At 73.2% G+C, this 16,582-nt stretch carries 14 protein-coding genes and 1 tRNA gene; 14 read left to right on the top strand and 1 reads right to left on the bottom strand.

Annotated elements, in window-relative coordinates; all coding sequences use genetic code 11:
• Positions 1 to 90 precede the first annotated feature (90 nt).
• From IF02_RS0128055 to IF02_RS0128005, 11 genes are all read left to right on the top strand, one after another.
• Positions 91 to 855, top strand: a complete 765-nt coding sequence (locus IF02_RS0128055) for a GntR family transcriptional regulator (protein ID WP_030161748.1) — start codon at positions 91 to 93, stop codon at positions 853 to 855.
• A gap of 147 nt (positions 856 to 1,002) precedes the next feature.
• Positions 1,003 to 2,124 carry a TIGR03364 family FAD-dependent oxidoreductase gene (locus tag IF02_RS0128050; protein WP_030161746.1) on the top strand — a complete coding sequence of 374 codons (1,122 nt, stop codon included), beginning with the start codon at positions 1,003 to 1,005 and terminating at the stop codon, positions 2,122 to 2,124.
• A gap of 5 nt (positions 2,125 to 2,129) precedes the next feature.
• Positions 2,130 to 2,834: a phosphonatase-like hydrolase gene (locus IF02_RS0128045; protein WP_030161745.1), complete on the top strand. Its 705-nt coding sequence runs from the start codon at positions 2,130 to 2,132 to the stop codon at positions 2,832 to 2,834.
• On the top strand, positions 2,831 to 3,880 hold the full coding sequence (locus tag IF02_RS0128040) for an ABC transporter ATP-binding protein (RefSeq protein WP_030161743.1): 1,050 nt from the start codon (positions 2,831 to 2,833) through the stop codon (positions 3,878 to 3,880). The genes IF02_RS0128045 and IF02_RS0128040 overlap by 4 nt, the downstream gene beginning before the upstream one ends.
• Positions 3,873 to 4,880: a 2-aminoethylphosphonate ABC transporter permease subunit gene (locus tag IF02_RS0128035; protein WP_078622374.1), complete on the top strand. Its 1,008-nt coding sequence runs from the start codon at positions 3,873 to 3,875 to the stop codon at positions 4,878 to 4,880. Before IF02_RS0128040 ends, IF02_RS0128035 begins: the two co-directional genes overlap by 8 nt.
• A complete protein-coding gene (locus IF02_RS0128030) occupies positions 4,867 to 5,664 on the top strand; it encodes an ABC transporter permease (RefSeq protein WP_030161739.1) in 798 nt (265 codons plus the stop codon). The genes IF02_RS0128035 and IF02_RS0128030 overlap by 14 nt, the downstream gene beginning before the upstream one ends.
• A 30-nt stretch (positions 5,665 to 5,694) precedes the next feature.
• A complete protein-coding gene (locus IF02_RS0128025) occupies positions 5,695 to 6,789 on the top strand; it encodes a 2-aminoethylphosphonate ABC transporter substrate-binding protein (protein WP_030161737.1) in 1,095 nt (364 codons plus the stop codon).
• 191 nt (positions 6,790 to 6,980) lie between these two features.
• The gene (locus IF02_RS0128020; protein WP_030161736.1) at positions 6,981 to 8,531 is read left to right on the top strand and encodes an alkaline phosphatase family protein; all 1,551 of its coding nucleotides are present in this window, start codon (positions 6,981 to 6,983) and stop codon (positions 8,529 to 8,531) included.
• Between the two features lie 154 nt (positions 8,532 to 8,685).
• A complete protein-coding gene (locus tag IF02_RS0128015; protein WP_030161733.1) occupies positions 8,686 to 9,465 on the top strand; it encodes an HAD-IIA family hydrolase in 780 nt (259 codons plus the stop codon).
• Between the two features lie 79 nt (positions 9,466 to 9,544).
• The gene (locus IF02_RS0128010; protein ID WP_051696606.1) at positions 9,545 to 10,237 is read left to right on the top strand and encodes a hypothetical protein; all 693 of its coding nucleotides are present in this window, start codon (positions 9,545 to 9,547) and stop codon (positions 10,235 to 10,237) included.
• A 10-nt stretch (positions 10,238 to 10,247) separates the two neighbouring features.
• Positions 10,248 to 10,922, top strand: a complete 675-nt coding sequence (locus IF02_RS0128005; protein ID WP_030161729.1) for a class F sortase — start codon at positions 10,248 to 10,250, stop codon at positions 10,920 to 10,922.
• A gap of 77 nt (positions 10,923 to 10,999) precedes the next feature.
• On the opposite strand, the gene IF02_RS0128000 is transcribed toward IF02_RS0128005, so the two are convergent.
• Positions 11,000 to 11,073, bottom strand: a tRNA-Lys gene (locus tag IF02_RS0128000).
• 257 nt (positions 11,074 to 11,330) lie between these two features.
• Between IF02_RS0128000 and IF02_RS0127995 the strand changes: the two genes are divergently transcribed.
• From IF02_RS0127995 to IF02_RS0127985, 3 genes are all read left to right on the top strand, one after another.
• Complete coding sequence (locus IF02_RS0127995; protein WP_030161726.1) at positions 11,331 to 12,779, top strand: peptidoglycan-binding protein; 1,449 nt, start codon at positions 11,331 to 11,333, stop codon at positions 12,777 to 12,779.
• 11 nt (positions 12,780 to 12,790) lie between these two features.
• Entirely contained in the window at positions 12,791 to 15,775 is a 2,985-nt protein-coding gene (locus IF02_RS35750; RefSeq protein ID WP_234318348.1) for an SPFH domain-containing protein, read from the top strand.
• A gap of 175 nt (positions 15,776 to 15,950) precedes the next feature.
• On the top strand, positions 15,951 to 16,571 hold the full coding sequence (locus IF02_RS0127985; RefSeq protein ID WP_420708218.1) for a lytic polysaccharide monooxygenase auxiliary activity family 9 protein: 621 nt from the start codon (positions 15,951 to 15,953) through the stop codon (positions 16,569 to 16,571).
• Positions 16,572 to 16,582: the final 11 nt, after the last annotated feature.

The following is a 16,582-nucleotide window of genomic DNA, read 5'->3' as shown; positions in this document are numbered from 1 at the left end:
CCCGACACCCCCCGCACCCCCGGTACCCCCCGCACTCCCGGTACCCCGGCGCGCTGATCTCCGTACACCCGGCCCGCGTACAGTCCCAGGGTGGAAGAACAGAACCTGCACCACCGCCCCGGCTCGCCCGTCCGTTCCGGCATCCCGGAGCACGGCCGCATCCCCAAGTACTACGCCGTCAAGGCCCTCATCGCGGACCTTCTCGACGACCTCGGCGAGGGCGGCCTGCTGCCCACCGAGCGGGATCTCGCCGAGCGGTACGAGGTGTCCCGCGAGACCGTACGGCAGGCCCTGCGCGAGCTGCTCCTGGAGGGCCGGCTCCGCCGCTCCGGCCGCGGCACCGTCGTCGCCGGCCCGAAGCTCGAACAGCCCCTCTCCCTCGCGAGCTACACCGAGGGCGTACGCCGCCAGGGCCGCCGCCCTGGCCGTAACCTCATCGGGCTGGAGCAGTTCCCCTGCCCGCCCGAGCTGGCCCCCGGCATCGGAGCCGAGCCCGGCGAGCCCGTCTGGCACCTGGAGCGCGTGCTGCTCGCCGACGACGAGCGGGTCGGCCTGGAGAGCACGTACATCCGGGTGGCGCGGGCGCCCCGCCTCGACAGCGAGTTCCCGCCCGACTCCTCCTTCTACGGGTACCTCCTCGACCGGCTCGGGATCTCCTTCGGGGACGCCGACGAGAAGCTGGAGACCGTCCTTGCCACCCCCCGCGAGGCCCTCCTGATCGGCACCCCGCCCGCCCTCCCCATGCTGCTCATCCACCGGTTCTCGCGGGACCAGGACGGGCGTCCGCTGGAGCGCGTGCGTTCGCTCTACCGTGGTGACCGGTTCAGCTTCACGACCCACCTGCGGCCCGAATAGTCCCGAGCGGATCAGTGCAAGGCGGCGAAAAGGGGCGTATCGAGATCACGGGAAGGTAACGGGTCTAGTCCAAGCGTCGAGGTCTGTTCACCGTCCCGTTGCCGTCGCGATCCCCCCGGTCCACGGGGCACGGCCACCGTGGGGCACGTGAGAGTCATAGTCGTCGGAGGCGGCGTGGTCGGCACCATGCACGCCTGGCAAGCAGTCGAACGCGGCCACGAGGTCGTCCAGATCGAGCGAGAGGCGGAGGCCCGCGGCGCGTCGCTGCGCAATTTCGGCCAGATCTGGGTCAGTGGACGGGCCGGGGGCGAGGAGCTCGACACCGCCCTGCGGGCCCGCGAGCTCTGGGAGCGGATCGGCGCGGAGGTGCCCGGCCTGGGCTTCCGTGCGATCGGCTCCCTCACCCCGGTGCGCAATGCCCGTGAGTACGCGGTCGCCGAGGCGGCCGCCGCCCGCCCCGACGCCGCCGCCCGGGGCTACGAACTGGTCACCGCCGCGCAGGCCCGGGAGATCAACCCCGCCCTGCGCGGCACCTTCGAGGCCGCCCTGTGGTGCGAGCGGGACGCGGCCGTCGAACCGCGCACCGCCCAGCTCCACCTGCGCGAGGCCCTCAAGGCGAGCGGCCGTTACACCTTCCTGCCCGGACGGGAGGTGCGCGAGGTCGTCGGCAACGGCGCCGTCCGCGACGACCACGGTGACGTCCACCGGGGCGACGCCGTCGTCCTCGCCACCGGCGCCTGGCTGTCCGGCATGGTCCGCGAGCTGGTCCCCGACCTGCCCGTGCGCCGCGTCCGGCTCCAGATGATGCAGACCGCCCCGCTCGGCGAGGAGCTCACCACCTCCATCGCGGACGCCGACAGCTTCCGCTACTACCCCGCCTACAAGAGCGAGGCCCTCGACGCCCTCAACGCCGGGCAGGCGCAGGCGCCGGTCGCCGCCGCGCACAAGATGCAGCTGCTGATGGTCCAGCGCCAGGACGGCGGACTGACCATCGGCGACACCCACGAGTACGAGCACCCCTTCGCGTTCGACACCCTCGAAGACCCGTACGAGTACCTCACCGAGGTCGTCGAGTCCTTCCTGGGCCGCCCGCTGCCGAAGATCCGGCACCGCTGGGCGGGCGTGTACGCGCAATGCACCGACACCACCCGCGTCGTCCACCGCCAGCAGGTGGCCGACGGCGTCTGGCTGGTGACCGGACCCGGCGGCCGCGGGATGACCTGCTCGCCCGCCATAGCCGAGACCACCGCGAACGAACTGGGCTGGTAGGGAACATGAGCAACGCGAGCACAACGAACAACCGCAACCTCGTCGTCCTCGACATGGCCGGCACCACCGTCGCCGACGGCGGCCTCGTCGAGCGGGCCTTCGAGCTCGCCGCCGAGCGCATCGGCGTCGAGCCGGGCACCGCCGACCACGAGGCCAAGCTCCAGTACGTCCGCGACACCATGGGCGAGTCGAAGATCTCCGTCTTCCGCCACCTCTTCGGCACGGAGGAGATGGCCCAGCGCGCCAACTCCGCCTTCGAGGAGGCCTACGGCGAGCTCGTCGACGGCGGGCTCATCGCCCCGATCCCCGGCGCCCGCCGGACCATCGAGAAGCTCCGCGCCGACGGCCGCACCGTCGTGCTGACCACCGGCTTCGCCCGCGTCACCCAGGACGCCATCCTCGACGCCCTCGGCTGGCAGGGCCTGGCGGACCTCACCCTCTGCCCCGCCGACGCGGGCGGCCGCGGCCGCCCCTACCCGGACATGGTGCTCGCCGCGTTCCTGCGCACCGGCGCCGCCGACGACGTACGGGACGTCGTGGTCGCGGGCGACACCGCGTACGACATGCTCTGCGGCCGCCGCTCCGGCGCCGGGATCGTGGCGGGCGTCCTCACCGGCGCCCACGACCGCGCGGCGCTCACCGAGCACGGCGCGACCCACGTCCTGGAGTCGATCGCCGACCTGCCCGCGGCCTTGCTGGAGTCGGCGTGAGCGGCATCCGCTTCGAGGGGGTCAGCGTCGAGTACGGCGGCAACACCGTGCTGGACCGCCTCGACCTGACCGTCGAGCCGGGCGAGGTCATGGCGCTGCTCGGCCCCTCCGGCTCGGGCAAGACCACGGCGCTGCGCGCGGTCGCCGGCTTCGTGCGGCCGGCCGCGGGCCGGGTGCTGATCGGCGGCCGGGACGTCACCGAGCTCCCGCCGCACAAGCGCGGCATCGGCATGGTCGTCCAGCAGTACGCGCTCTTCCCGCACATGCGGGTCGAGGACAACGTGGCCTTCGGCCTCAAGGCGCAGAAGGCCCCCAAGGCCGAGATACCCGGGCGCGTCGCCGAGGCCCTGGAGATGACCGGCATGGCGGCGTACGCCCAGCGCTTCCCGCGCGAGCTCTCCGGCGGGCAGCAGCAGCGCGTGGCGATCGCCCGCGCGCTGGCGATCCGGCCCGGGGTGCTCCTGCTCGACGAGCCGCTGTCCGCGCTCGACGCGCAGCTGCGCTCCGGAATGCTGGCCGAACTGGCCCGGCTGCACCGCGAACTGCCCGACGTATCGATTCTGTACGTCACCCACGACCAGGTGGAGGCGCTGACGCTCGCCGACCGGATCGCGGTCATGGACAAGGCCCGGCTCCAGGACTGCGGCACTCCGCAAGAGCTGTACCGGGCGCCGCGCACCGAGTTCACCGCGTCGTTCGTCGGCAACGCGAACCTGATCCCGGTGACCGTCGCCGAGTCCGGGGCGCTCTTCGCGGGGCGGGCCCTGGAGCTGGACCGCGGGCGCGCCGTCCCCGGCGCGAGCGCCACCCTGTGCGTACGGCCGCACCTGCTCGGTCTGGGCGCCGGTCCCAACGCGCTGAGCGGGACGATCACCGAGGTCCAGTGGCGCGGCTCCACGCACCGGCTGTACGTGGACGTCGAGGGCCACCGGATCAAGGCGGACCTGCCGGAGCTGCGCGAGACCCCGGCGCTGGGCGACCACGTCACCCTGCACTTCGAGCCGCGGGACGCGGTCCTGCTGTCGGCGGGAGTCTGTGATGGCTGAGGTCCCCGCACCGGCCGCCACGACCGTCCCGCACCAGACCCGGACCCCACAACAGACACAGAGCGGGACGCAGACCCGGCAGCAGACCGTACGGAGCTCCGCGCCGGGCGGGCCCGCCGGCCCGGCCGGAGCCCCGAGCGGCTCCGGCGGCTCCGCGGCCCATGCCGCGCGCGGGCCCCGCACCGTACCCGGCTGGCTGTGGTCCCTGCCGCCCGTGGCCGCGCTCGCGCTGGTCTTCCTCTACCCCCTGGCCCTGGTCGTCCAGCAGTCCTTCAGCCCCGAGAACGGCGGCGGCGCCTTCGACGCGTACGCCTCCGTCTTCCGCTCGCACTCCTTCCGCGAGGCGCTCGGGACCACGGTCTGGCTGGCCGCCGGAGCCACCGTCGGCTGCCTCGTCCTCGGCTTCGTACTCGCGCTGATCATCGCCTTCGTCCCCTTCCCCGGGGCCAAGGCCGTCGCGAAGTTCATCGACGTCTTCCTCTCCTTCCCCTCCTTCCTCATCACCCTCGCCCTCCTCTTCATCTACGGCACGGTCGGCATGGCCAACGGGCTGTGGACCGACGTGAGCGGCAGCGCCGAGGGGCCGTTCCACTTCCTCACCACCCCGTGGGGCGTGCTCCTCGCGGAGATCACGTACTTCACGCCCTTCGTGATGCGCCCGCTGCTCGCCGCCTTCTCCCAACTGGACACCGCCCAGCTGGAGGTGGCCTCCTCGCTCGGCGCGAAGCCCGCCCGGATCATCCGGCGCGTGATCCTGCCCGAGGCCTTGCCGGCGCTCGCCGCCGGCGGCAGCCTCGTCCTGGTCATGTGCCTCAACGAGTTCGGGATCGTGCTGTTCACCGGCGCCAAGGACGTCACGACCCTCCCGATGCTCGTCTACGGCAAGGCGATCCTGGAGTCCGACTACTCGGCCGCCTGTGTGGTCGCCGTCGTCAACATCGCGATTTCCGTCGGCCTGTTCGGCCTCTACCGGGTGGTGAGCAAGCGTGCTGGTGCATAGCAAGACCGGCCGCTGGGCCGCCTGGGGCCTGTTCGGCCTCCTCTTCCTGCCCCTCTTCGCCCTGCCCCTGCTCGTCGTGGTGACCGCGTCGTTCTCCACCCACTGGTCCGGGGCCTTCCCCTCCGGCCCGACGACCGAGAACTACGCTTCCGCCGTGCAGGGCGAATCCCTCCAGGCGCTGACCACCTCGCTGGTGACCGCCCTCGTCGCGAGCCTGCTCGCGCTCACCGTCGGGACCTGGGCCGCGCTGGCCGCCGCCCGGCTGAAGCGGCGCGGGAAGCGGTTCGTGGACGCCCTGTTCATGCTGCCGGTCGCCGTGCCGTCCGTGGTCGCCGGCCTCGCCGTCCTGGTCGCGTTCAGCAAGCCCCCGCTGCTGCTCAACGGCACCAGCTCAATCGTGATCCTGGCGCACACGATTCTTGTCACGGCGTTTGCCCATCAGTCGGTTTCGGCCGCCATCGTTCGTCTCGACCCCGCGTACGAACAGGCGGCGGCCTCCCTGGGCGCCCGTCCCGCGTACGTGCTGTGGCGGGTCAAACTGCCCCTCTTGCTGCCGTCCCTGACGGCGGCCGCCGGACTCTGCTTCGCCCTGTCCATGGGCGAGCTGAGCGCCACGATGATGCTCTACCCGCCGGACTGGATGCCCCTCCCGGTCCGGATCTTCACCGCCACCGACCGCGGTTCGCTCTTCGGCGGGTCCGCCGTCGCCGTGGTCCTGATGGCCACCACCCTGCTGGTCCTGCTGGCCGTCTCCCGCATCCGCACCAGAGCCACGTACCGCTGACTCCCTTTCCCCCGTAAGGAAGTTCTTCCCATGTCCAGAACCCCCGCCGGTCGTCGCAACCTCCTCCGTGCCACCGCCGCCGTCACCGGCAGCCTCGCCCTCGCCGGCGGCCTCACCGCCTGCGGCGGCTCGACCACCGCCGCCGAGTCCAAGGGCGGCGGCGAGAAGATCGTCACGGTCTACAGCGCCGACGGCCTCAAGAGCGAGAAGGGCGACGGCTGGTACGACAAGGTCTTCGCCGAGTTCACGAAGAAGACCGGCATCCAGGTCAAGTACGTCGAGGGCGGCTCGGGCGAGATGGTGCAGCGCGCCGTCCGCGAGAAGACCAACACCCAGGCCGACGTGATCGTCACCCTCCCGCCGTTCATCCAGCAGGCGGACGGCAAGGGCCTCCTCCAGGCCTACAAGCCGCAGGGTTCGGAGAAGGTCAACGGCACCAACAAGGCCACCGACGGCAAGTGGACCTCGGTCGTCAACAACTACTTCGGCTTCGTCTACAACAAGAAGGAGCTCACGGACGCGCCCAAGACCTGGGAAGAGCTGCTGGACGCCGAATACAAGGGCAAGCTCCAGTACTCCACCCCGGGTGTCGCGGGCGACGGCACCGCCGTCCTCGTCAAGGCGATGCACGACTTCGGCGGCAAGGAGCCGGCGCTGGAGTACCTGAAGAAGCTCCAGGCCAACAACGTCGGCCCGTCCTCCTCCACCAGCAAGCTCGCGCCGAAGACCGACAAGGGCGAGCTGCTCGTCGCCAACGGCGACGTCCAGATGAACTTCGCGCAGTCCAAGTCCATGCCGAACCTGGGCATCTGGTTCCCGGCCAAGGACGGCGGCAAGCCGACCACCTTCGCCCTGCCGTACGCGGCCGGCCTGGTCGACAAGGCCCCGCACACCGAGAACGGCAAGAAGCTCCTCGACTTCCTGCTCAGCGAGGACGCCCAGAAGCTGGTCAGCGAGGTCGGCGGCGGCTTCCCCGCGCGCACCGACGTCAAGCCGACCGACGCCAACGCCGTCGAGCTCACCAAGCTGATGACCGGCGTCGAGGTCTTCGAGCCGGACTGGGCCGACATCGACAAGAACCTGGCGAGCTACGTCGACGCGTGGAAGTCGGCAACCGGCAGCTGATTGGTCGCCTCCTGGTCACCCACGACCAGGAAAGTGACGCTTGCATAACGGGTCTGGACCGAAGATCGCACCCGCGCCTTCGGTCCGGACCGCGCGCACGTCCGCACGCATCCGTGCCTCACGCCTCCGTGCCCGCACGTCCGCACGCAAGTCCACCCGCGCCTTCCCCACGATTACTCCCGGAGGAGTACGTGCCCACTGTCCTGTCAGGACGCGCCCTCGCCGTGACCGCCACCGCCACGGCCCTGCTCGCCACCGCCCTCGGCGCCCACACCGCCACCGCCGAGACGGCAGCCGCCACCGCCACCGCCGCCACCACCGACAAGGTCCTCGTCATCGGCATCGACGGCACGGTCCTGGACCGCGTCAAGGCCGCCAACGCCCCCCACCTGCAGGGCCTGATGGCCCAGGGCCTCACCGCGAAGAGCACTCTCTACGCGAACCCGATGGCCGCCACCTCCTCGGGCCCCGGCTGGTCCACCATCGCCACCGGCGTCTGGCCCGACAAGCACGGCGTGAAGGACAACACCTTCACCGGCAAGAACTACACGGCCTACCCCGACTTCCTGACCCGCATCGAGAACGCCAAGCCGTCGCTCAACACGTACGCGGCCGCCGACTGGGAGCCCATCACCTCCACCGACGCGGGCGGCCCGATCTTCTCCGCCAAGGTCGACAAGCGCCTCAGCCTCAAGGGCGACCGCGACGGCTACGGCACCGAGGACCCGAAGATCGCCGCCGCGGCCTCCGCCGAACTGCAGGACCAGAACCCGGACGCCGCGTTCGTCTACTTCGGCCAGGTCGACGGCGCCGGGCACTCGTACGGCGCCGCCAGCCAGCAGTACCTCGACGCGATCGGCCGCGTCGACGTGATGGTCGGCCGGCTGCTCACCGCCGTGCAGAACCGCCCCACGTACGCCCAGGAGAACTGGAAGATCCTGGTCACCACCGACCACGGGCACACCGACGCGGGCGGCCACGGCGGCTCCACCATCCAGGAGCGCGGCACCTTCGTCATCGCCAAGGGCGCGGGCATCCCGGCCGGTTCGGTCCGCAGCGACGTCAAGCTCGTCGACGTGGCGGCCACCGCGATGGCTCAGGTCGGGGTCGACCCCGGCTCCGCGATCGACGGCATACCGCTGAACGCCCCCGACGACAACGACCCGTTCGACACCCTGCGGCCGAACCTCCAGGCCCGCGTGGACGAGACGGGCATCCCGGCGGGCGTGAAGGGCTTCACCCACACCCCGCCGGCCGGCTGGTCCGTCGACAACTCCAAGATGGGCACCGGCGGTGTCACCGAGTGGGCCGGCTGGGCCTTCGCGACCGACGAGTTCTGGAGCCAGTCCCAGCGCGACCAGTGGCGCGAGCTGAACGTCCGCTCCCGTGACGTGTTCGCCGTCGCAGACTCCGACGAGTGGGACGACAAGTCCCACACCGGCTCCTACGACTCCACCCTGATCACCCCCAAGTGGGCGGTGACGGGCGGCGCGACGGGTTCGTCCGCGAACCTGACCTTCCAGACCCACTACCACCACGAGGCCGGCCAGACCGCCCAGGTCCTGGTCTCCTACAACGGCGGCACGCCCACGGTCGTCAAGAGCTACACCGCCGACGCGGTCGCCAGGGCGGAGTCCCTGACCCTCCAGGTCCCGGCCGGCGCCACCGACGTCCAGGTCCGCTTCCGCTACGCCGGCACCAACAACTGGTACTGGACCGTCGACAACGTCAAGCTCGGCTGATCCACGCAGCCGGTCAGGGGTCCGGGCCGTGGACGCTTTCGGCGCCCACAGCCCGGCCCCGATAGGGTGGTGGAGACCTCAGGCCACGGGTCAGCGGCCAGTGGTCAGCGGTCACAGGTCAGAGGTACGGCCACCGAGAGCGGAGAACAGTCCAGTGGCAGAGCGCAAGCCGATCGAATCCTGGCTCACCGACATGGACGGGGTCCTGATCCACGAAGGCACCCCGATCCCCGGCGCCGATGCCTTCATCAAGCGGCTGCGCGAATCCGGCAAGCCCTTCCTGGTCCTGACGAACAACTCCATCTACACCCCGCGCGACCTCCAGGCCCGCCTCTCCCGCATGGGCCTCCACGTCCCCGTCGAGAACATCTGGACCTCGGCGCTCGCCACCGCCAAGTTCCTCGACGACCAGCGCCCGGGCGGCACCGCGTACGTCATCGGCGAGGCCGGACTCACCACCGCCCTGCACGACATCGGCTACATCCTGACCGACCACGAGCCCGACTACGTGGTCCTCGGCGAGACCCGTACCTACAGCTTCGAGGCGATGACGAAGGCGGTCCGCCTGATCAACGCGGGCGCCCGCTTCATCTGCACCAACCCCGACGAGACCGGCCCCTCCACCGAGGGCCCGCTGCCCGCCACCGGCGCCGTCGCCGCGCTGATCACCAAGGCGACCGGCAAGCAGCCGTACTTCGCCGGCAAGCCCAACCCGCTGATGATGCGGACCGGCCTGAACGCCATCGGCGCGCACTCCGAGAGCAGCGCGATGATCGGCGACCGGATGGACACCGACGTCCTGGCCGGGCTGGAGGCCGGGATGCAGACCTTCCTCGTGCTGACCGGACTGACCACCGCCGCGGACACCGAGAAGTTCCCGTACCGGCCGACCAAGACCGTCGACTCGATCGCCGACCTGGTCGATCTCGTCTGATCCGAACGGGTCAAGCGCGCGGCGCTCCGGATGCGGAGCGCTGCGCCGCGCGTGAATCTCCTTGTTGAGGAGGTTCACCATGCGCAGTGCTCTGTTCGCTCTCCGTGTCACCGGGGTGGCCGTCGCCCTGACGGCGCTCACCGCCGTGTCCTCGCCCACCGCCCTGGCGGCCGGCGAGGAGAAAAGCGGCAGCGTCTCGGTCGATCCGCGCCAGGCCGAACCGGGGGCGCAGATCAAGCTGCGCGTCCACGGCTGTGAGGACAAATGGGCGACCGCCAAGTCCGCCGCGTTCGTCTCGGAGGTCCATCTGTCCTCCGGCCGCGAGGGGGACAAGTCGCTCTCGGGTGACGCGATGATCAGCTCGCAGGCGCAGCCCGGCTTGCACGACATCAAGGTGAAGTGCGACGGGGGCGAGGACCGCCTCCGCGGCACCGTCGAGGTGGCCCGCCGCCGCGACGACCGCGAGAAGGACCGGGACCGCGACCGGCCGAACCCCCACCAGACGCCCGTCTGGCCCGTCCACGCGGGCGGCGGCGGGATGTCCGCCGAGCTCGCGGCGACGGACCGGGCGGTACGGGCCGCCCAGGCGGCGCAGGACCAGGCCAAGGCCGAGGCCGAGGCGCAGGACCAGGCCGCTGCGGCCAGGAAGAGCCACGGCGGCGAGGGCCCCGGCCTTCCGCACACCGTGATCGGCGCCGTGCTGGCCGCCGCGGCCACGCTGGCCGTCGCGTTCCGGGCGCTGACCCTGCGCCGGCGCCGCAGCGGCGAGTGAGGGCACGCCGGTGACGGGCCCGGGGGAGCCGAGGTCCTCCGGCGGCGGGCGGCTGCTGACCTTCGCCGCGTGGTCCGTGCTGGTGCTCGGCCTGTGGCTGTGGGGCCGGGAGATCACCGGCGTCCCGCCGAGCCCGTCGTCCGCACTGGCCGGCGGGTCGGCGCTCCCGGTCCCGGGGCTGCCCGCGGCGCACGCTCCGCTGGCGGCGTCGCTCCCCGCGCGGGTCGACGTACCGTCGATGGGCATCCAGGCCCCGGTGATCTCCCGGGGCCTCGACGCCCGGGGCGCGATCGAGCCGCCACCGTACGACCGCCCCGGCACGGTGGGCTGGTGGGGCGGCGGCGCCAAGCCGGGCGAGGCCGGGGCCGCGCTGCTGGTGGGGCACGTGGACACGGCGTCGAAGCCGGCGGTGTTCTACGGCCTGAGCACGGCGCGGCCGGGCGACTCCGTGCGGGTGGTCCGGACGGACGGTTCGGTCGCCGAGTTCACGATCGAGGACGTACGGGTCTACGAGCGGGCGCGCTTCGACGCGCACCGGGCGTACGGCCCGCGGATCAAGGGCCGGGCGGAGCTGCGCCTGGTGACCTGCGGGGGCACGTACGACAAGGCGGCCAAGGAGTACACGGCGAACGTGGTCGTGTCGGCCTACCTGACGGGAGGGGTCCGGCCGGGCGCGGCGGCGTGAGGGGACGGGACGACGAAGCAGCAGCACGACGAAGAAGGCCCCCGCAGCTTTCGCTGCGGGGGCCTTCTTCTCGTCTGTGCGCCGCCAGGGACTCGAACCCCGGACCCGCTGATTAAGAGTCAGCTGCTCTAACCAACTGAGCTAGCGGCGCCTGCTGACAGAGAAAACTCTACCCCACCTCCAGCGGTGCTCGTGACCAGCCGCGCCCACCTTGTCCGATTAACCCATGTTTGAGGGGTTTATCGTGCACGATATGTCTGGGCCGAGCCGAATCTGATGCCCCGACAGATGCGGGGCCCGCCTGACCAGCGCGACGAGCAGGGGAGTGGACGGAACCGCATGACGATCCAGCCTCCGATGCATGTGCAGATGCCTGCGCCGATGGAGCCGGCAGCGATGCCGATGCCCATGCCGGTGCCCGCTTTCGAGGAGTACGAGCCCGCAGGCGACTGCGTCTGCCTGGGCTGCGCGCAGCGCCGCCGTGCCCTCGCCCGCGCGCGGGCCATACCGCTCCGGGACGGCGGCCACCCGGCCGCCCGCGGCGCCCGCCGGGCGCTGGTGCTCGCCACCGCGGCGGGCGTGGTCCTCGGCGGTGGCGGCTCGGCGGCCCTGGCGGCGGCCAACCCGGTCCCCGGCCCGGGGCCGGTCTCCCTCGACACCCCCGGCTCCCCGCAGGGCGGCCGGTCCCCGCTGCACGGACGCCCGGCCCCGGCGAAGCCGGCGGGCGCGCCCGGGGCGCCGTCGGCCCTCAGGCGGATCGACCGGACGTCGATCATCACGCGGGCGAAGGTGTGGCTGGACGCGAAGGTCCCGTACAGCATGTCCACGTACTGGTCGGACGGCTACCGGCAGGACTGCTCCGGCTACGTCTCGATGGCCTGGAACCTTGGTACGAACGAGTGGACCGGCAGCCTCGACAAATTCGCCACCAAGATCACGAAGGAGGAGCTGCTGCCGGGGGACATGCTCCTCTTCCACAACCCCTCGGACCCGACCAACGGCTCGCACGTGGTGCTCTTCGGGGGGTGGGTCGACGAGACGCGCACGCACTACGTCGCGTACGAGCAGACCCGCCCGAACACGCGCACGGGGGCTACGCCGTACGGCTACTGGAACAACGCGACGAAGTACGTCCCCTACCGGTTCAACGGGGTGACGGGCGGCCTCGCCGAGGACCCGGCGGCGACCGACCCGAAGCCGGCGGTCCCGACGGTCTTCCCCGGCGCCACGCAGTTCGGTCCGGGCGCGAACAACGAGTACGTCGCCCAGCTGGGCCGGATGCTGATCGAGCGGGGCGGGCGGCGCTTCTACCCGAAGGGCGCGAGCACGGCGTGGAGCGACGCCGACCGGCTGGCCACGCAGGCCTTCCAGACCGCGCAGGGCTGGACGGGCACGGACGCCGACGGCATCCCGGGCGCGCACACCTGGCAACTGCTGGTCGAGCACACGGGCAAGGACATCCGCCCCACGGTGGACGGCGCCCCGGGCTCTCCCCCCAGACCGGGGCCGCCCGGTGCACCGGGCGCTGCCGGGACGCATGGCGGTCCGGCCGGGACGCATGGCGGTCCGGCCGGTACGCATAGCGGTCCGGCCGGGGTGCCGGGCCGTCCGGCCGGGGTGCCGGGCTATCCGGGGCTGTCGGTGTTCCGCCCCGGGTCCTCGAACCCGCTCATCACCGCCCTTGGCCGCCGGCTGGTGCAGAAGGGCTTCGGCAAGAACTACACGTCCGGCCCGGGGCCCCGCTGGAGCGAGGCCGACCGTCGCAGTGTCGAGGCCTTCCAGCGCGCCCAGGGCTGGCGCGGAGCCGCGGCCGACGGCTACCCGGGCCCGGAAACCTGGCGCCGGCTGTTCGCATGACGGAGGCAACGATGTACCCCACGCGCACCACCTCGACGACGGGCACCTTCCGCATCCCGCCCGCGCCCCCGCAGGCCCCGGCGGTACGAACCACGGGCGAAGCCCCGACCCTCCACCTGCACCCGTCACCGCAGGCGGCCCAGCCGGCTCCGGAGCCGAGGTCTTCGGCCGAGGCCGCCGCCGGTCCGCTCCCGCAGGCGGCCCAGTGGGCGCCGGAGGCCGAGCCGATCGTTGCCGCGGCCGTGATCCCGGCCCCGTACGCGGCCCGGCCCGAGCCGGAGGCCGGCCCCTGGGCCGAGGCCCGGCCGGGGCCGGAGGCCGACCTCCCGGCCGAGGTCGGGTCCAAGTCCGGGCTTTCGTACGGGGCTCAGAGCGGGTCGGTCCCGGCGTCTCTGGCCGGGGCCGCGGACCAGCTGCCCCAGCCCGGGTCGGAGGCGGCGCCTCCCGCGACCGCGACCCCGGGGGCGTACCCGGCCCGGCCTGGTGCGGAGCCGGAGGCCGGGGCCGTGATCCCGGCCCCGTCCGAGGCTCCTGCCGACGCTGCCGCAGCCATGGACCGGCTCGCGCACGCGGCTCAGGCCGGTTCGGAGTTCGACGCTCCCGTCGGGGCCGCCGCCCCGGCGGCGGGTTCCGGGTCCGAGCTTGAGGCGGACCGGGCCCTCGGGGCGGTGGCGGCCGCAGTTCCGGGCGGGGACGCTGCGGACAAGGGAGGCCCGGCCTGGGTTGCCGGGGTTCCCGTCAGGATGGTGGCCGGGCCGGGCGGGGTCGCCCTCCCGCACGGGCGGCCGGCTGCGGACAGCGCAGTGAGCGAGGTCCCGGCGGCGCGGATCCGGGTCGAGCCCGAGCCGGTGCACGCGCTGGCCGGGGCCGGCGAGCGCGCCGGGTACGGCCAGGAGCCCGATCCGCTGGTCTCCGTACCGGGCCCGGCGGCGCACGGGGGCGTGTCCGCCCTGCGCCTGCGCGGCTTCGGCGGCCCGGCCGAACCCCCGCCCGAGCACGCCCCGGTCTGGCCCCCGGCCGGGCCCGGGGCGGAGCCGCTGCCGGGTCACCCCGCGGAGCGGTACGGCACCTCCACCGCCCCGCACGCCGGGCCCGGGCCTGCGGCGCAGCCGCTGCCGGACGGTTCCGGGGTCGCCCCCGGGCCTGCGGTGCAGGCGGGTCCTCGTGCCGCGCACGCGCAGCTTTGGCCCCCGGCCGGGCTCGAGGCGCAGCCGCTGCCGGACGGTTCCGGGGTCGCCCCCGGGCCTGCGGTGCAGGCGGGTCCTCGTGCCGCGGACGCGCAGCTTTGGCCCCCGGCCGGGCCCGGGGCGGAGCCGCTGCCGGGTCACCCCGCGGACGCCTTGCCGCCCGGCGGGCCCGGGGCGGACGGTTCCGCGGCCGCGCAGGGTGCGCCCTGGCCGCTCGGCGTACCGCACGCCGAAGCCCGGACCGCGCCCCGTCCACCGCTCGGTCGGGTCTGGCCGGCCTCCGGTTCCGAAGCGGGGGCCGATCGGCCCGCGCAGCGGGGCGGCGAGCCGTGGCCGCCCGCCGTCCCGCAAGGCGAAGCCGGGCAGCCGGCCCCGCGTCCGCACGCCGAGGCGGAGTCCGGCAGTCGGGCGGGGCACGGTGAGAGCGGGGCCGAGCCCGCGGCGCAAGCCCCGTACGTTCCGCAGCCCCCCGCCGAGGCCGGGCTCCGGGTTCCGCTCGGCCACGTGTGGCCGCCCGCACGTCCCGAGGCGGAGCAGGGGGCGGACGGTGCCGGGACCCGGCCCGCGGAGCCGTGGCCGTCCGCCGGTCCGCAGGGCGAAGCCGGGCCCCGGGTCCCGGAGCCGCACATCGCGGTCGACGCCGAGGTCGGGCGCGTGCCCGGGCCTGCCGTGGGCGACATCGTCGCGCTGGCCGTGGCCCGGGGAATGGCGGAGGGGGAGACGGAGGATCCGCCGCGGGTCGCGGGCGCGGCCGCGCGCGGGGCAGCCGTCACCGAGGTGCCCGTACACCTGCCGTTCCCCGCCGAGTCCCGCCCGGTCGAGGCGCCGGCCCCGGCCCCCGCCCGGGAACCGGCCCCCGCCGCGCGGCCCCGCGCGCCGCGGCCCGCGCCCGCGCCCGGGCGTCGGGTGCCGCGCGGGGACGAGCGGCTGCGCGAGCACCGCGGGCCCGTACTGCCCGGCTGGGTCGGCGTCGGCGTCGGAGGGCTCGCGCTCACCGGCTGCCTGGCGGTGCTCTGGCGGGCCGGGGCCGTCCCCGCCGCCTTCGTGGCGGCCTTCGGCGCGACCCCCCGCGCCTACCAGGGGCTCCGCGCCACCCACTGGCCCCCGCTCGCCTTCCTCGGCATCGTCGCGCTGCTCGCGCTCGGCGGACTCGGCCGCGCCAAGGCCGGCCACGCCTGGGTGCTGACACTCTTCGGCCGCTACCGCGGCACGGTCCGCCGTACCGGCCTCACCTGGGTCAGCCCCCTCCTGCTGCGGCGCCGCGTCGACGTCCGGCTGCGCCACTGGCGCAGCGAGCCCATGCCCGCCGTGGACTCCGGCGGCCTGGCCCTGCGGGTCGTCGTCCAGGTCGTCTGGCAGGTCAAGGACACGGCCCGGGCCACCCTCGCCGTCGAGGACCACACCGAATTCCTCGCCGAGCAGGTCGAATCGGCCATGGCCCGGGTCCTGTCCCAGCTGCCCGCCGACGCCTTCCACGAGGACGCCCCGACGCTGCGCGACTCCGAGGCCGTCGGTGACGCGCTGACCCGGATGCTGGCGACCGAGACCGAGGCGGTCGGGATCGAGGTGTACTCGGCCCAGCCGACCCGGATCGAGTACGCCCCCGAGGTCGCCGAGGCCATGCGGCGGCGCCGGGTCGCGGCGATCGACGCCAAGCACCGGGACACGGTGCTGACCTCGGTCGTGGACGCGGTCGACGACACCGTCCACCGGCTGACCTCGCGCGGGCTCGTCGAGCTCGACGACTACGAGCGCAAGGCCCTCGTGAAGGACCTCACCGTCGCCTTCTACACGGGGCGCCCCGAGTAGCGGTCGCGGCGGTACCAGCTGACACAGAACGGGTGGCCGGAATCTGCCGGGCCACCCGTTCTCCCATTGGTATGGACATGGCCAACTCCCGTCAATAGCCTGGTACTTGGTCTAGACCTAAATCCCCACGCGTGCGCACGCTCTCATCGGACTCCCCCCACGTTCAAGGAGCATCATGCGTCCCATCCGCATGCCCGTTCACCTGCCCAGACGAGCCGGAGCCGCCACGCTCGGCCTCGGCGTCATCGCCGGCCTGGCGCTGCTCACCGCCCCCACCGCGAGCAGCCACGGCTACACGGACACCCCCATCAGCCGCCAGAAGCTCTGCGCCAACAAGACCGTGTCCGACTGCGGCCCGATCCAGTGGGAGCCGCAGAGCGTCGAGGGCTACAAGGGCTTCCCCGCCGCCGGTCCGGCCGACGGCCAGATATGTTCCGGCGGGCACAGCGAGTTCGCGCAGCTCGACGACCCGCGCGGCGGCACCTGGCCCACCACCAAGGTGACCAGCGGGCAGAGCTACGGCTTCCGGTGGCAGTTCACCGCCAACCACTCCACCACCGACTTCAAGTACTACGTCACCAAGAACGGCTGGGACCCCACCAGGCCCCTGACCCGCGCCTCCCTCGAATCCCAGCCCTTCCTCACCGTCGCCTACAACGGCGCCCGGCCCGACATGACCACGGTCCACCAGGGCACCATGCCGAGCGGCAAGACCGGCCGGCACATGATCCTGGCCGTCTGGACGGTCAACGACACCGCCATGGCCTTCTACTCCTGCTCCGACGTTCAATTCTGACGGTACGTCAG

Source organism: Streptomyces sp. NRRL S-244, assembly GCF_000717915.1.
GTDB lineage: Bacteria > Actinomycetota > Actinomycetes > Streptomycetales > Streptomycetaceae > Streptomyces.
This window is presented reverse-complemented; position numbering and strand designations above follow the sequence as displayed.

Excerpts from the sequence above, each read along its gene's own strand:
- IF02_RS0128045 (WP_030161745.1), top strand. The coding sequence starts at position 2,130 with ATGAGCAACGCGAGCACAACGAACAACCGCAACCTCGTCGTCCTCGAC.
- IF02_RS0128025 (WP_030161737.1), top strand. The coding sequence starts at position 5,695 with ATGTCCAGAACCCCCGCCGGTCGTCGCAACCTCCTCCGTGCCACCGCC.
- IF02_RS0127995 (WP_030161726.1), top strand. The coding sequence starts at position 11,331 with ATGCCGGTGCCCGCTTTCGAGGAGTACGAGCCCGCAGGCGACTGCGTC.
- IF02_RS0128010 (WP_051696606.1), top strand. The coding sequence starts at position 9,545 with ATGCGCAGTGCTCTGTTCGCTCTCCGTGTCACCGGGGTGGCCGTCGCC.
- IF02_RS35750 (WP_234318348.1), top strand. The coding sequence starts at position 12,791 with ATGTACCCCACGCGCACCACCTCGACGACGGGCACCTTCCGCATCCCG.
- IF02_RS0128035 (WP_078622374.1), top strand. The coding sequence starts at position 3,873 with ATGGCTGAGGTCCCCGCACCGGCCGCCACGACCGTCCCGCACCAGACC.
- IF02_RS0127985 (WP_420708218.1), top strand. The coding sequence starts at position 15,951 with ATGCGTCCCATCCGCATGCCCGTTCACCTGCCCAGACGAGCCGGAGCC.